17 protein-coding genes and 1 tRNA gene are annotated in these 14,862 nt (G+C 57.7%); 14 read left to right on the top strand and 4 right to left on the bottom strand.

Going from position 1 to position 14,862, the window contains the following annotated elements:
* Positions 1 to 94: 94 nt before the first annotated feature.
* The 14 genes from ruvC (at position 95) to nadA (ending at position 10,897) form a co-directional block, all read left to right on the top strand.
* Positions 95 to 622, top strand: coding sequence for a crossover junction endodeoxyribonuclease RuvC (gene ruvC / locus EJA71_RS06405; RefSeq protein WP_129395231.1), 528 nt, complete (start codon positions 95 to 97; stop codon positions 620 to 622).
* A gap of 115 nt (positions 623 to 737) precedes the next feature.
* Positions 738 to 1,346: a Holliday junction branch migration protein RuvA gene (ruvA, locus tag EJA71_RS06400; protein ID WP_003227522.1), complete on the top strand. Its 609-nt coding sequence runs from the start codon at positions 738 to 740 to the stop codon at positions 1,344 to 1,346.
* Positions 1,347 to 2,408: a Holliday junction branch migration DNA helicase RuvB gene (gene ruvB, locus EJA71_RS06395; protein ID WP_007962024.1), complete on the top strand. Its 1,062-nt coding sequence runs from the start codon at positions 1,347 to 1,349 to the stop codon at positions 2,406 to 2,408.
* Between the two features lie 127 nt (positions 2,409 to 2,535).
* Positions 2,536 to 3,003 carry a tol-pal system-associated acyl-CoA thioesterase gene (gene ybgC, locus EJA71_RS06390; protein ID WP_064119107.1) on the top strand — a complete coding sequence of 156 codons (468 nt, stop codon included), beginning with the start codon at positions 2,536 to 2,538 and terminating at the stop codon, positions 3,001 to 3,003.
* The gene (gene tolQ / locus EJA71_RS06385; protein ID WP_008080223.1) at positions 2,993 to 3,688 is read left to right on the top strand and encodes a protein TolQ; all 696 of its coding nucleotides are present in this window, start codon (positions 2,993 to 2,995) and stop codon (positions 3,686 to 3,688) included. The genes ybgC and tolQ overlap by 11 nt, the downstream gene beginning before the upstream one ends.
* Before the next feature lie 23 nt (positions 3,689 to 3,711).
* Positions 3,712 to 4,164 (top strand): protein TolR, encoded by a 453-nt coding sequence (gene tolR / locus EJA71_RS06380; protein WP_161806672.1) that lies wholly within the window; start codon positions 3,712 to 3,714, stop codon positions 4,162 to 4,164.
* A complete protein-coding gene (gene tolA / locus EJA71_RS06375; protein ID WP_158955262.1) occupies positions 4,164 to 5,228 on the top strand; it encodes a cell envelope integrity protein TolA in 1,065 nt (354 codons plus the stop codon). The genes tolR and tolA overlap by 1 nt, the downstream gene beginning before the upstream one ends.
* Positions 5,229 to 5,245: 17 nt before the next feature.
* Positions 5,246 to 6,526, top strand: a complete 1,281-nt coding sequence (gene tolB / locus EJA71_RS06370) for a Tol-Pal system beta propeller repeat protein TolB (protein ID WP_016983828.1) — start codon at positions 5,246 to 5,248, stop codon at positions 6,524 to 6,526.
* Positions 6,527 to 6,578: 52 nt separating this feature from the next.
* Positions 6,579 to 7,076, top strand: a complete 498-nt coding sequence (gene pal, locus EJA71_RS06365) for a peptidoglycan-associated lipoprotein Pal (RefSeq protein ID WP_003178634.1) — start codon at positions 6,579 to 6,581, stop codon at positions 7,074 to 7,076.
* Positions 7,077 to 7,082: 6 nt separating this feature from the next.
* Positions 7,083 to 7,922, top strand: a complete 840-nt coding sequence (gene ybgF / locus EJA71_RS06360; RefSeq protein WP_158955260.1) for a tol-pal system protein YbgF — start codon at positions 7,083 to 7,085, stop codon at positions 7,920 to 7,922.
* A 166-nt stretch (positions 7,923 to 8,088) separates the two neighbouring features.
* Positions 8,089 to 8,736 (top strand): 7-carboxy-7-deazaguanine synthase QueE, encoded by a 648-nt coding sequence (gene queE / locus EJA71_RS06355; protein ID WP_008080230.1) that lies wholly within the window; start codon positions 8,089 to 8,091, stop codon positions 8,734 to 8,736.
* Between the two features lies 1 nt (position 8,737).
* The gene (gene queC / locus EJA71_RS06350; RefSeq protein WP_158955258.1) at positions 8,738 to 9,430 is read left to right on the top strand and encodes a 7-cyano-7-deazaguanine synthase QueC; all 693 of its coding nucleotides are present in this window, start codon (positions 8,738 to 8,740) and stop codon (positions 9,428 to 9,430) included.
* 62 nt (positions 9,431 to 9,492) lie between these two features.
* A tRNA-Lys gene (locus EJA71_RS06345) sits at positions 9,493 to 9,568 on the top strand.
* Between the two features lie 270 nt (positions 9,569 to 9,838).
* Positions 9,839 to 10,897 carry a quinolinate synthase NadA gene (nadA, locus tag EJA71_RS06340; RefSeq protein WP_003227499.1) on the top strand — a complete coding sequence of 353 codons (1,059 nt, stop codon included), beginning with the start codon at positions 9,839 to 9,841 and terminating at the stop codon, positions 10,895 to 10,897.
* A gap of 83 nt (positions 10,898 to 10,980) precedes the next feature.
* Here nadA and EJA71_RS06335 read toward each other — a convergent pair whose 3' ends face one another.
* The 4 genes from EJA71_RS06335 to EJA71_RS06320 form a co-directional block, all read right to left on the bottom strand.
* On the bottom strand, positions 10,981 to 11,469 hold the full coding sequence (locus EJA71_RS06335) for an RDD family protein (RefSeq protein WP_158955256.1): 489 nt from the start codon (positions 11,467 to 11,469) through the stop codon (positions 10,981 to 10,983).
* A 99-nt stretch (positions 11,470 to 11,568) separates the two neighbouring features.
* Positions 11,569 to 11,781 carry a cold-shock protein gene (locus tag EJA71_RS06330; protein WP_003227496.1) on the bottom strand — a complete coding sequence of 71 codons (213 nt, stop codon included), beginning with the start codon at positions 11,779 to 11,781 and terminating at the stop codon, positions 11,569 to 11,571.
* 404 nt (positions 11,782 to 12,185) lie between these two features.
* Positions 12,186 to 13,310, bottom strand: a complete 1,125-nt coding sequence (gcvT, locus tag EJA71_RS06325; protein ID WP_158955254.1) for a glycine cleavage system aminomethyltransferase GcvT — start codon at positions 13,308 to 13,310, stop codon at positions 12,186 to 12,188.
* Positions 13,311 to 13,359: 49 nt separating this feature from the next.
* Positions 13,360 to 14,736, bottom strand: a complete 1,377-nt coding sequence (locus EJA71_RS06320; RefSeq protein WP_158955252.1) for an L-serine ammonia-lyase — start codon at positions 14,734 to 14,736, stop codon at positions 13,360 to 13,362.
* Positions 14,737 to 14,862: the final 126 nt, after the last annotated feature.

Genomic DNA, 14,862 nt, shown 5'->3' with positions numbered 1-14,862 from the left:
CTGCGATCTTTCCGTTTTTGAAAGATCAAAAGATCGCAGCCTTCGGCAGCTCCTACATGTACCCTCAGCTTTCGCATCAATTTCTGCAGGCGTTATGACTCTAATTCTTGGTATCGACCCCGGTTCGCGTATCACCGGTTACGGGATTGTTCGCGATACCGGGCGTGGTGGCTGTATTTATGTAGCTTCGGGCTGCATCCGCACGGGCGCGGGCGAATTGCATGAACGTCTGCAAATCGTCTATCGCGGCGTACGCGAGATCATCCAGACTTACGGTCCGGTGACCATGGGTATCGAAAAGGTGTTCATGGCGAAAAATGCCGATTCGGCGCTGAAACTCGGGCAGGCCCGTGGCGCTGCGATAGTTGCCGGTGCCGAAGAGTGTCTGGAGATCGCCGAATACACCGCCACTCAGGTCAAGCAAGCCGTGGTCGGCACCGGCGCCGCCAATAAAGAGCAAGTGCAGATGATGGTCATGCACATGCTCAAACTGACCGCCAAACCGCAAATCGATGCCTCGGACGCCCTGGCCATCGCCATTTGCCATGCGCACACCCGGTCCAGTCTGTTACCGCACGGCTTGGGAACCGCACGCAGTCGTGGCGGGCGCCTGCGTCTCTGATAGCATCAGCATCAATTTTCCTGAAAGCGGAATTTCGGCGCCTGTGTCGTCGGCCTGGAATCCTTCTTTTGATAGTCGCCAGCCCACGGCTGGCCAACGCTCAAGGATCTGAAACGTGATTGGACGCTTGCGCGGCACCCTGGCTGAGAAACAGCCGCCGCACCTGATTCTGGATGTAAACGGCCTCGGGTATGAGCTGGAAGTGCCCATGACCACTCTTTATCGCCTGCCGTCGGTCGGTGAACCGCTGACCCTGCACACCCATTTGGTCGTACGCGAAGACGCGCAGTTGCTCTATGGTTTTGCCGGCAAGCGTGAGCGAGACTTTTTTCGTGAGTTGATCCGTCTCAATGGTGTCGGGCCGAAACTGGCGCTGGCATTGATGTCGAGCCTGGAGGTCGACGAGTTGATCCGTTGTGTGCAGTCGCAGGACACTTCGGCCCTGACCAAGGTCCCGGGTGTCGGCAAGAAAACCGCCGAGCGTTTGCTGGTCGAACTGAAAGATCGCTTTAAAGCGTGGGAAACTTCGCCGGCCATGTTTGCGTTGGTGCCGAATCAGCCGGACGGCCCGGCACCGGTCAATACTGCCGAGAACGATGCGGTCAGTGCGCTGATTTCCCTGGGCTACAAGCCGCAGGAAGCGAGCAAGGCGATTACCGCCATCAAGGACAAGAATTTGAGCAGTGAAGATCTGATCCGCCGTGCCCTGAAGGGAATGATTTAAGTGATTGAAGCTGATCGTCTGATCGCCGCCGCGCACAGCCCGCGTGAGCGCGAAGAAGTCCAGGATCGGGCCATTCGCCCGGTCAGTCTGGCCGACTACATTGGCCAGCCGACCGTGCGCGAGCAGATGGAGTTGTTTATTCAGGCCGCTCGTGGCCGTAGTGAATCCCTCGATCACACGCTGATCTTTGGTCCGCCGGGCCTGGGTAAAACCACCCTGGCGAACATCATTGCCCAGGAAATGGGCGTGTCGATCAAGAGCACGTCTGGGCCGGTGCTGGAGCGTCCGGGTGATCTGGCGGCGCTGCTGACCAACCTTGAACCGCACGACGTGTTGTTCATCGACGAAATCCATCGCCTGTCACCGATCGTGGAAGAAGTGCTGTACCCGGCGATGGAAGATTTTCAGCTCGACATCATGATTGGCGAAGGGCCGGCCGCGCGCTCGATCAAGCTTGATCTGCCGCCGTTCACGCTAGTCGGCGCGACCACTCGCGCAGGCATGCTGACCAACCCGTTGCGTGACCGCTTCGGTATCGTTCAGCGTCTTGAGTTCTACAGCACAGCCGATCTGGCGACGATTGTCAGTCGTTCGGCGGCCATTCTCGGTCTGCCGCTGGATCCGGAGGGTTCTTTCGAGATCGCTCGCCGCGCCCGTGGTACGCCGCGGATTGCCAATCGCTTGCTGCGCCGGGTGCGCGATTTCGCCGAAGTCCGCGCCAAGGGCCATATCACCAAATCGGTGGCGGACCTGGCGTTGAACCTGCTCGACGTCGATGAGCATGGCTTTGATCATCAGGACCGGCGTCTGCTGCTGACCATGATCGAGAAGTTCGATGGCGGACCGGTCGGCATCGACAGTCTGGCGGCGGCGATCAGCGAAGAGCGCCACACCATCGAAGATGTGCTGGAGCCGTACCTGATTCAGCAGGGTTACATCATGCGCACGCCGCGGGGCCGGGTAGTGACACGGCATGCGTATCTGCATTTCGGTTTAAACATTCCGTCACGAATGGGCGAAATGCCCGTGGCAGACGAGTTTCTCGATGCCGTGGACGATTAATACACATTTGTTGTCGATTTATTCAGGGTTTGTACGGTCATAGGACGGTACTTTTGCGGTAAAGCTCTGAAACCATGAAAAACAGTTGCCTGGCCGGATTGGCAACCTGAGGAGTAAGCACTAGAGTATGCGCGCGCAAAACGGGCTTGAGCCGTTCGCACATCGTTGTCGCGTTTATTACGAGGACACCGATGCGGGCGGCATCGTGTATTACGTTAATTACCTCAAGTTTATGGAACGGGCTCGAACCGAGCGGCTCCGCGAACTGGGCTTTGCCCAATCGCAGTTGGCCGGGGAGGACCTGTTGTTTGTCGTGCATTCCAGCGAAGCGCGTTACCACGCGCCGGCGCGACTGGACGACGAACTGCTGGTAAGCGCTGAAGTAATCGAATTGAACCGTGCCAGCCTGCGCTTCAAACAGCAGGTCAGGCGGGCTACGGATAATGTGCTGCTCTGCGAGGGGCAGTTTTTGGTGGCCTGTGTGCGCACTAACAGTTTGAAACCCCGGGCCCTTCCCGAAGACTTGCGTGCGGCCTTCGCCGACGCGGTCGGTCCGGGTACACACTCAAAGCAGGAGATAAAGCGTGGAAGCTAACGTCGTCGACCATTCCTCCATGTGGAGCCTGGTCAGCAATGCCAGCATCGTGGTGCAGTTGGTAATGTTGACCCTGGTGGCCGCATCGGTGACCTCATGGATCATGATCTTTCAGCGCAGCAATCTGCTGCGTGCCGGTCGACGCGCCCTGGAGAGCTTCGAGGAGCGCTTCTGGTCGGGTATTGATCTGTCCAAACTGTATCGTCAGGCGGGCAGCAACCCGGATCCGGATTCGGGTGTGGAGCAGATCTTCCGCGCCGGTTTCAAAGAATTCTCGCGTCTGCGCCAGCAGCCAGGTGTCGATCCTGAAGCGGTGATGGAAGGTGTGGCCCGGGCCATGCGCGTCGCCATCTCCCGTGAAGAAGAGAAACTGGAGCAGAGCCTGCCGTTCCTCGCCACTGTCGGTTCGGTCAGCCCGTACATCGGTCTGTTCGGTACCGTGTGGGGCATCATGAACTCCTTCCGCGGTCTGGCCAGCGCCCAGCAAGCGACCCTGGCCACAGTGGCCCCGGGTATCGCCGAAGCCCTGATCGCCACCGCGATCGGGCTGTTCGCTGCAATCCCTGCAGTAATCGCCTACAACCGTTTCGCCGCTCGCAGCGAAACCTTGCTGGGCCGCTACTACACCTTCGCCGATGAATTCCAGGCGATCCTGCACCGCAAAGTGCACACCAGCGAAGAATAAGCAGGTATTTTCCAATGGCTTTAATCGCTCGAGCTCGCAAAAAGCGCAAGCCGGTCGCCGAGATGAACGTGGTGCCTTACATCGACGTGATGTTGGTACTGCTGGTCATTTTCATGGTGACCGCGCCGATGCTCAATCAGGGCGTGAAAGTTGATCTGCCCAAGGTTTCCAGCGAAGCCTTGCCGCAAGACAACAACACCCAGGTCCTGACCATTTCGATCAAGGCTGACAAGACCTATTACTGGAACCTTGGCAGCGAAGTCGACACCGAGAAGCAACAGGACAGGGCGATGACCCTGCCACAAATGACGGATGCGGTGACCAAGATCATTCGCGCCGGCACCGAAGGCGGCAAGCGTACCCAGGTCTTCATCCGTGGCGACAAGACTGTCGATTACGGTTCGGTCATGGGTGCGATGGGCGGGTTGCAGAAAGCCGGGGTCGGTAACGTTGGTTTGATTACCGAGGCCCCCTGATGCAGCAACAGAGAGAGCCGTCCGCCTCGGAAAGCTTCTTCTGGCCTAGTGTCTGGGCGATCGTCTTGCACGTGCTGGTATTCGGCATGCTGTTCGTCAGTTTCGCCTTCACGCCGGAGCTGCCGCCGGCCAAGCCGATTGTCCAGGCGACCCTGTACCAACTGAAATCGAAAAGTCAGGCAACCACCCAGACCAATCAGAAGATTGCGGGTGAGGCGAAGAAATCCGCCGCGCGCCAGACCGAAGTCGAGCAGATGGAGCAGAAAAAGGTCGAGCAGGAAGCGGTGAAGGCTGCGGAACAAAAGAAAGAAGAAGCGGCTCAAAAGGCCGAGGAAGCCAAGAAGGCCGATGAGGCGAAAAAAGCGGACGAGGCGAAAAAGGCAGATGATGCCAAGAAAGCCGACGATGCGAAAAAAGCCGAAGCCAAGAAGGCCGAAGAGAAACAATTGGCTGATATAGCCAAGAAGAAGGCTGAAGAAGAGGCTAAGGAAGAGGCCAAGAAAGAGGCCGCTGAAGAAGCCAAGAAGAAGATCGTCGAAGACGCGAAGAAGAAAGCCGCCGAAGACGCCAAGAAGAAAGCTGAAGCTGAAGAGGCGAAGAAGAAAATCGCCGACGAAGCGAAGAAGAAAGCTGCTGCCGATGCTGCGAAGAAGAAAGCGCAGGATGCGGCACGTAAATCGACCGAAGACAAAAAGGCCCAGGCCTTGGCCGATTTGCTTTCCGATACGCCGCAGCGCCAGCAGGCCTTGGCCGATGAGCAGGGTGACGAAGTCGCGGGCAGTTTCGATGACCTGATTCGTGCGCGGGCTGCAGAAGGCTGGGCTCGTCCACCTTCGGCACGCAAAGGCATGACGGTCGTGTTGCAAATCGGCATGTTGCCGGACGGTACGGTGACTTCGGTCAGCGTCTCCAAGCCCAGTGGCGATGGTCCGTTCGATGCGTCGGCAGTCGCCGCAGTGAAGAATATTGGACGTTTGACAGAAATGCAGGGAATGAAGCCGAGCGATTTCGCTCCGTATCGTTCATTCAAGATGACATTCACACCTGAGGATCTAGCCTTGTGAGAAACCTTCTTCGAGGAATGCTGGTCGTGATCTGCTGCATGGCAGGGATCGCGATGGCTGATGAAAAGAACATTCTGGTCACCAGCGGCAGCGATCGGGCCACCCCGATCGCCGTTGTACCGTTCGGCATGCAAGGCGGTGCCGTGTTGCCTGACGACATGGCTGAAATCATTGGTAACGATTTGCGCAACTCGGGCTACTACTCGCCGATTCCAAAGCAAAACATGATCAGCCAGCCAAGCCAGCCGAGCGAAATCATCTTCCGTGACTGGAAGGCGGTGGGTGCTCAATACATGATGGTCGGCAGCATTGCTCCAGCGGGCGGCCGTCTGCAGGTGCAGTGGGCACTGTTCAACGTGGCCACCGAGCAAAAAGTGGCTGACGGCAGTGTTTCCGGTACTACCGAGCAACTGCGTGACATGGCGCACTTCATTTCCGACCAGTCGTTCCAGAAGCTGACCGGTATTGAGGGTGCGTTTTCGACTCGCCTGCTGTACGTAACGGCCGAACGCTTCTCCGAGAAGAACACCCGTTACACCCTGCAGCGTTCGGACTACGACGGTGCTCGTGCAGTGACCTTGCTGCAATCGCGTGAGCCAATCCTGTCGCCGCGCTTCGCACCGGACGGCAAGCGTATTGCCTACGTGTCGTTCGAGCAGAAGCGTCCGCGCATCTTCATGCAGAACATCGACACCGGTCGCCGTGAGCAGATCACCAACTTCGAAGGCCTGAACGGTGCGCCAGCCTGGTCGCCGAATGGTGATCGTCTGGCATTCGTTCTGTCGAAGGACGGTAACCCGGATATCTACGTGATGAACCTGGCTTCACGTCAGATCACTCGCGTGACCGCAGGTCCTGGCATTAACACCGAACCGTACTGGGGCAAGGATGGTTCGACCATCTACTTCACCTCGGACCGTGGCGGCAAGCCGCAGATCTACAAAACCAGCGCCAGCGGCGGTGGTGCCGAACGTGTGACGTTTGTGGGCAACTACAACGCCAACCCGAAACTTTCGGCTGATGAAAAGACTTTGGTGATGATCCATCGTCAGGATGGCTTCACCAATTTCAAGGTGGCAGCTCAGGATCTGCAGCGAGGTAGTGTAAAGATCCTCACTGATAGCACTCTGGACGAGTCACCTACTGTTGCGCCCAACGGCACCATGGTAATCTACGCCACCCGCCAACAGGGCCGGGGAGTCTTGATGCTCGTGTCCATTAATGGACGCGTTAGGCTCCCGCTTCCTACCGCTCAAGGCGAAGTCAGAGAACCGTCCTGGTCCCCTTACCTGAAGTGAGCGGGCGCTACACGTTTTACTTAACACACTGGGGTTCATTAGGAGTTTCACGATGGAAATGCTGAAGTTTGGTAAATTTGCTGCGCTGGCTCTGGCCATGGCTGTAGCTGTAGGTTGCTCGTCCAAAGGCGGCGACAACGCCGGTGAAGGCGCTGTTGATCCAAACGCTGGTTACGGCGCAAACACTGGTGCCGTTGACGGTTCCCTGAGCGAAGAAGCTGCTCTGCGCGCAATCACCACCTTCTACTTCGAATACGACAGCTCGGACCTGAAGCCAGAAGCCATGCGCGCTCTGGACGTTCACGCCAAAGACCTGAAAGCAAACGGCGCTCGCGTTGTTCTGGAAGGCAACACCGACGAACGTGGTACTCGTGAGTACAACATGGCACTGGGCGAGCGTCGTGCGAAAGCCGTTCAGCGCTACCTGGTACTGCAAGGTGTTTCCCCAGCTCAGCTGGAACTGGTTTCCTACGGCGAAGAGCGTCCAGTTGCTACCGGCAACGACGAGCAGTCCTGGGCTCAAAACCGTCGCGTCGAACTGCGTAAGTAATTCGATATGCGAACGTGCCGTCGTGCTGTAACTGTTCTGGCTCTCAGCCTCGCGCCGCTTGCGGCGTGGGCTGCGGTTCCTGTGGTCGATGACAACTCCGGTTATAACAATAGCGGGAGCAGTTATCCGCCTGCAGGTTACGGTACGAACGGCGCCTATGCCGGGGGAGCGGCTTCGGCCCCTGCCTCGGCACAAGGCATGCTGTTCAACCAACTGCAACAAATGCAGGATCAGATATCGCGCCAGCAAGGTGTGATTGAAGAACTGCAGAATCAGGTTGCGCGCATGAAGCAAGAATCCCTGGAGCGATACCAGGATCTTGATCGGCGCATAGGATCCGGTGTTGCACCTGCCGCGACTCCTGAGAATTCTTCTGCCGGTGGCGATGCAAGTGCTGCTGCCGGTGCTGCCGCTGGCGCCGGGGCTGCTACTGCTGCCCAGGCACCTGCAGCAAGCAGCGAACCGGGTGATCCGGCCAAGGAAAAGCTGTATTACGATGCCGCTTTCGACCTGATCAAAGCCAAGGATTTCGACAAGGCCAGCCAGGCTTTCGCCGCTTTCCTGCGCAAATACCCGAACAGCCAATACGCGGGCAACGCCCAGTACTGGTTGGGCGAAGTCAACCTGGCCAAGGGCGATCTGCAAGGTGCAGGTCAGGCTTTCGCCAAGGTTTCGCAGCTGTATCCCAAGCACGCCAAAGTGCCGGATTCGCTGTACAAGCTGGCTGACGTAGAGCGCCGCCTTGGTCATACCGACAAGGTGAAAGGCATTCTGCAGCAGGTGGTGGCCCAATATCCGGGTACCTCCGCCGCGCAGTTGGCTCAACGCGATCTGCAACGCATGTAAGCCTGCTTTACCCGTTTAGAAGAAACCCGCGCTTGTCGCGGGTTTTTTCGTTAGAATTCACGCCCTTTTTCTGAAACACGCTTCTTGCGGTCTACGCGTTGGCGGGATTGCCTGAGGTGCCTGACGGAGGCGGACAGCCTGTTTAGCTGTTACGCCCGTGGCGACTATGCAAGACACATTGAGAATTACCGAAGTTTTCTACTCGTTGCAGGGGGAAACGCGGACTGCCGGGCTGCCCACTGTATTTGTGCGCCTGACCGGTTGCCCATTGCGTTGCCAATACTGCGACAGCGCCTATGCGTTCAGTGGCGGCACCGTCCGCACCCTCGACGATATCCTTGAGCAAGTGGCCGGATTTCGTCCGCGTTACGTCTGCGTCACCGGTGGTGAGCCGCTGGCACAGCCGAATGCCATTCCTTTGCTTAAACAGTTGTGTGATGCCGGTTACGAGGTCTCGCTGGAAACCAGCGGCGCCCTCGACGTCTCGGCTGTGGATCCGCGCGTCAGTCGCGTCGTCGATCTGAAAACGCCGGGTTCGAAAGAAGCCCATCGCAACCGTTACGAAAATATCGAACTGCTGACCCCCAATGATCAGGTGAAGTTTGTCATCTGCTCGCGGGAAGACTATGACTGGGCGGTGTCGAAGCTGATCCAGTACGGGCTTGATCGACGTGCGGGTGAAGTGCTGTTCTCCCCAAGTCATCATGACCTCAATGCCAGGGATCTGGCGGATTGGGTGGTGGCAGACAACCTGCCAGTGCGACTGCAACTGCAGCTGCATAAATATCTATGGAATGATGAGCCGGGGCGCTGATATGACTGAACAACTGAACACCATTGAAAAACGTGCGGTAATCCTGCTGTCTGGCGGCCTCGATTCGGCCACCGTCGTAGCGATGGCCCGGGCTGAAGGTTACGCCTGCTACACCATGAGCTTTGACTACGGACAGCGCTCGCACGCCGAATTGCACGCTGCTGCACGCGTCGCTCGCGATCTGGGTGTGATCGAGCACAAAGTGATTGGCCTGAACCTCAACGGCATGGGCGGCTCGGCCCTGACCGACACCAGCATCGACATCCCGGAAGAACTGGGTGAAGGCATTCCGGTGACCTACGTGCCGGCGCGTAACACCGTGTTCCTGTCGTTGGCATTGGGTTGGGCAGAAGTGCTTGGCGCACGCGACATCTTTATTGGTGTGAACGCAGTCGACTATTCCGGTTACCCGGATTGCCGTCCCGAGTTCATCGAATCTTTTGAGCGCATGGCCAATCTGGCGACCAAGGCCGGTGTCGAAGGCAACGGCTTCCGCATTCAGGCGCCATTGCAGAACCTGAGCAAGGCGCAGATCGTCCAGGCGGGCGTGAAGCTGGGCGTTGATTATGGTCTGACCGTTTCCTGCTATCAGGCTGACGATGAAGGCCGCGCGTGCGGTAAATGCGACAGCTGCCGCCTGCGCGCAGAAGGCTTTGCGGCCGCTGGTGTGGACGACCCAACACCTTATTTTTGATTATTTTCAAAAAGGTGTTGAATAGTCCTTAAAAATCAGTATTATACGCGCCACCACACAGCGGGTCGTTAGCTCAGTTGGTAGAGCAGTTGGCTTTTAACCAATTGGTCGTAGGTTCGAATCCCACACGACCCACCATATTTGGCGGTTTAGAAAATCCGGAAGGCCCACGAAAGTGAGGATTTCCGGGTTTTTTTTTGCCTGCGATTTGGCTGAGGGCGTTTCAGTACCGGCGGCGCTGACGCAGGTCAGAATCACCTTTTGTATCAACGGGATATTCTGTAGCCTTGCGCAGCTTCAATGCTGTCCGTGCCTGATAATACTCACTCTCCCGGCGGTACCCTCAAGCGGTCCGGAGCCGGGTGTATACTCGACTTTCGCGCGAACGCGCCTGCAGGTCTTGCGAACATGACGCAGATTTCCGAACGCCTTCTGGTACAAGCTCACCTCGACGCCAAACAGCCCAAACCGCTGACGGCTGAGGAAGAGGCTTATTACCGTTCCGCCATCGCCGCCGAGCTCAAGGCTCAGGACGCGGTGCTGGTGGCCCACTTTTATTGCGACCCGGTGATTCAGGCTCTGGCCGAAGAAACCGGTGGCTGCGTATCCGACTCCCTGGAAATGGCCCGCTTCGGCAATGCCCACCCGGCCAAGACCGTAGTGGTTGCCGGCGTGAAGTTCATGGGCGAGACCGCGAAGATTCTCAACCCGGAAAAGCGCGTGCTGATGCCGACCCTCGACGCGACCTGCTCGCTGGATCTGGGTTGCCCGGTCGACGAGTTCTCGGCGTTTTGTGATCAGCACCCGGAGCGCACGGTGGTGGTGTACGCCAACACTTCTGCGGCGGTCAAAGCGAGAGCTGACTGGGTGGTGACGTCGAGTTGTGCGCTGGAGATCGTCGAAAGCCTGATGGATAACGGCGAGACGATCATCTGGGGCCCTGACAAGCACTTGGGGACGTACATCCAGCGCAAGACCGGCGCCGACATGCTGCTCTGGGACGGTGCCTGCATCGTCCACGAGGAGTTCAAGTCCAAGCAGCTCGAAGACATGAAAGCGCTGTACCCGGACGCTGCGATCCTCGTGCATCCGGAATCGCCAACGTCGGTGATTGAGTTGGCGGACGCCGTCGGTTCCACCAGCCAGTTGATCGCTGCCGCGCAGAGTCTGCCAAACAAGACGCTGATCGTCGCCACCGACCGCGGCATCTTCTACAAGATGCAGCAGCTGTGCCCGGACAAGGTCTTCATCGAGGCGCCAACCGCCGGTAACGGTGCCGCGTGCCGTAGTTGCGCACATTGCCCGTGGATGGCCATGAACACTCTTGAGCGCACGCTCAAGAGCTTGAAGGAGGGGACGAACGAGATCTTTGTAGATCCGGCGTTGATTCCGCAGGCGATCCGGCCGTTGAAGCGCATGCTGGATTTCACTCAGGCAGCGCGGATGAAGCTGGCTGGGAACGCCTAAAAGCTAAAGATCGCAGCCTTCTGCAGCTCCCACAGAGAACAATGTAGGAGCTGCCGAAGGCTGCGATCTTTTTTTGTGGGCGCTTACTTTTGTTTCTTCGGGATCCGCACCACGCGGGTATCCGAATAGATGTCATGCCACGTGCGCTTCTGCTTGTCGTACAGCGACCAGAAGAATCCCAGCCCCACGCACAACCATGACGCAATCGAGACCATAAAGCGCAACAGGGCCTGCCACAGGCTGATTGCGCTGCCATTGGCATTCTGCACGCGAATCCCCCACACCTGCATGCCCAGTGTCTGCCCGCCATGGGTCCAGAACTTGGCAAAAAATCCAAACAGCACCAACAGCAGCACCGTCGAATACAGTGGGTCGCCGTCCAGTTGCCCCGCATCGGTCATCACCCGCAGACGCTCTTCGCCAATGATCGCTGCCTGAATGATTTTGTAAACGAAACCGGTGACGATCAGCAGTGCCGTGCACAGCAAAAAGTCATAAAACATCGCGGCCAAACGGCGACCAAGGGCAACGGGAGGAAAATCCCCTTGGGGCGTGAGCAGGTTTTTCGACATGGCAGCCTCTGGACGCAAATTGAAGCGCCATTTTACGGTTTCGCGCGCACAAAAAAGCCCCTGATATCAATATCAGGGGCTTTTTCGTTACAGAAGGTTTTAGGCTTCTGCTTGTACTTCGTCAGCCTGCATGCCTTTCTGGCCCTGCACAGCAACGAAAGTCACTTTCTGGCCTTCTTTCAGGCTCTTGAAGCCGTTGCCCTGAATGGCGCGGAAATGCACGAACAGATCCGGACCGCTTTCTGGAGTGATAAAACCAAAACCTTTCTCGTCGTTAAACCACTTGACGGTACCGCTCTGACGTGTGGACATTTCTTATTTCCTATGACGCAAAAATTGATGACAGCCTCTTTCTCATGAAAGAGTACTGGGGCTGGTTGCAGGAGAGTAAGAAGACGTCGAACGGGATGTAGCTAACTTGTAGGCTACTGCCCAGGTCACGATTCCAAGCTGACCCATGCAAACACAGTGGAGAAACTCTACGCCAACTACGGGAGAAAAAACAAGCCCCCTGAAGGCCCCGGTTTTACTGTGCTTGATGGTAATTAGTCAGTCCACTAGTGCAGCCTTAGACGATCAGCTTGTTCAATTGTTTTCGAACGTTATAAGCAAAGTTCATATTCGAATCGAATGTTAGAAAATGCACTTTTTTGTGGCGATTGCGTGACACATTAGTGCACGCATCATGCAATCGCGTTACTTATAGAAACAGTCAATCAACCGCGATAGTAGCGTTGTGGAACAAATGGCATTTTGCTTACAAGCATTGGCACCTTTTTCCCACGTACGATTGCCCAGACAGTTGTGTCCAGGGTGACATAAGCGCTGTCCAGGTAACCCATCGCTAACGGTCCACCCAAGGTCGGACCGAAACCACCGCTGCACACGCTGCCGATGACTTCGCCCGTTTCATTGACGATTTCTGCGCCTTCCCGCACTGGGGTGCGTTCTTGCGGCAGCAGCCCGACACGTTTGCGCGCAATACCATTCTGTTGCTGGGCGAAAATGTTTTCTGCCCCCGGGAAACAGCCAGCCCGTGCGCCATCGGCGCGGCGCGGCTTGGACATCGCCCACAGCAGGCTCGCTTCGATCGGCGTGGTCTCGGTGTTCATATCATGGCCATACAGGCACAGCCCGGCTTCCAGACGCAGCGAGTCGCGGGCACCGAGGCCGATGGCCTGAACTTCCGGCTCGGCAAGCAAGGCGCGAGCAAGTTTTTCAGCATAAGCGGCAGGCACCGAAATCTCGAAACCGTCTTCACCGGTGTAGCCCGAACGGCTGACAAAGCAATCCACGCCCAACAACGACACGCGGTTGAACTGCATAAAGGTCATCGTCGCCACTTGCGGCGCAAGACGCGCCAGCACGGTAACGGCCGCCGGACCTTGCAACGCCAACAGTGCGCGCTCTTCGAACAGCGCTGTAATGGTGCACTGATCGCCGATGTGTTGTTGCAGGTGAGCCAGGTCTTGATCCTTGCACGCGGCGTTGACCACCAGGAACAGTTCGTCGTTGCCGAGGTTGGCAACCATAAGGTCATCGAGGATGCCGCCGGTCTCGTTGGTGAACATCGCGTAACGCTGCATGCCCACCGGCAGATCGATGATGTCTACCGGCACCAGGCTTTCCAGGGCTTTGGCGGCGTTGGCACCGGTCAGGCGAATCTGGCCCATGTGCGACACATCGAACAGCCCGGCGTGCTCACGGGTGTGCTGGTGTTCTTTCATCACACCGAGCGGGTATTGCACCGGCATGTCGTAGCCGGCGAACGGCACCATACGGGCGCCGAGTTCGATATGCAGTGCGTGCAGCGGGGTTTTCGACAGTTGTTCGGTGGACATGCGGAACTCCTTGATTCACACCAACCCTCTCCCAAGGAGAGGGGGCTAATTAGCATTCGATAATGTTGACCGCCAGACCGCCGCGAGCGGTCTCTTTGTATTTGCTTTTCATGTCGGCGCCGGTCTGGCGCATGGTGCGGATGACTTTGTCGAGGGAGACGAAATGCTGGCCGTCGCCGCGCATGGCCATGCGCACCGCGTTGATGGCTTTTACCGAGCCCATCGCATTGCGCTCGATGCACGGCACTTGCACCAGTCCGCCAATCGGGTCGCAGGTCAGGCCGAGGTTGTGTTCCATGCCGATTTCTGCGGCGTTCTCGACTTGCTGAACGCTGCCGCCGAGCACTTCGCACAATGCGCCAGCCGCCATCGAACAGGCCACGCCGACTTCACCCTGACAGCCGACTTCGGCGCCGGAGATCGAGGCGTTTTCCTTGTAGAGAATGCCGATGGCTGCAGCGGTCAGCAGAAACCGCACGACGCCGTCGTCATTCGCGCCGGGGATAAAACGCATGTAGTAATGCAGCACCGCCGGAATAATCCCCGCCGCACCGTTGGTGGGGGCGGTGACCACCCGACCGCCGTTGGCGTTTTCTTCATTGACCGCCAAAGCGTAGAGGTTGACCCAATCGAGCACTGACAACGGATCGCGCAAGGCTGATTCCGGGTTCTTGCACAGTTGCCGATGCAAAGCCGCCGCGCGGCGTTTGACCTTCAAACCACCGGGCAGGATGCCTTCGTTACGACAACCCGCCGCGACGCAATCCTGCATCACTTGCCAGATGTTCAGCAGGCCGGCGCGCGTTTCCGCTTCCGGGCGCCAGGCGCTTTCGTTGGTCAGCATCACCTGACTGATCGACAGACCATAGGTGGCGCAATGAGCGAGCAAGTCCTTGGCACTTTTGAACGGGAAGGTCAGCGGCGTGGCGTCTTCGACGATGCGATCGGCACCGGCGGCATCTTCGTCGACGACAAAACCACCACCGACCGAGTAGTACTCGCGGCTGCGGATCTGCAGGCCTGCCGCATCGAAGGCGCGGAAGATCATGCCGTTGGGGTGATAGGCCAACGGCTTGCGAATCATCGCCAAGTGTTCTTTCTCGTTGAACGCAATGCTGTGTTCACCGAGCAGGTTCAAGCGACCGTTGCCGCGAATTTCTTGCAGGCGTGCGGCGACGGTTTCGGTATCGACGGTGTCGGGGTGTTCGCCTTCGAGGCCGAGCAACACGGCTTTATCGCTGCCGTGGCCCTTACCGGTGGCGCCGAGGGAACCGTAGAGTTCAATGCGCACACTGGCGGTGGCCGTCAGCAGGTTTTCCCGTCGCAAGCCCTCGGCGAAACGCGCAGCAGCACGCATCGGGCCGACGGTGTGGGAACTGGAGGGGCCGATGCCAATCTTGAACAGGTCGAACACGCTTAACGACATGAGTGGTTCTCCGGTTTCTTGTTATAGGAATTGGCGAAACATCAGGCTGGTTACATCCCCTGTAGGAGCTACCGAAGGCTGCGATCTTTTGATCCTGATCTTTCAACAGCAAGATCAAAAGATCGC

The organism is Pseudomonas sp. PB106, from assembly GCF_009764645.1.
In the GTDB taxonomy this organism is placed as follows: Bacteria; Pseudomonadota; Gammaproteobacteria; order Pseudomonadales; family Pseudomonadaceae; genus Aquipseudomonas.
The sequence above is the reverse complement of the archived record's forward strand: the minus strand, read 5'-3'. Positions and strand labels throughout refer to the sequence as shown.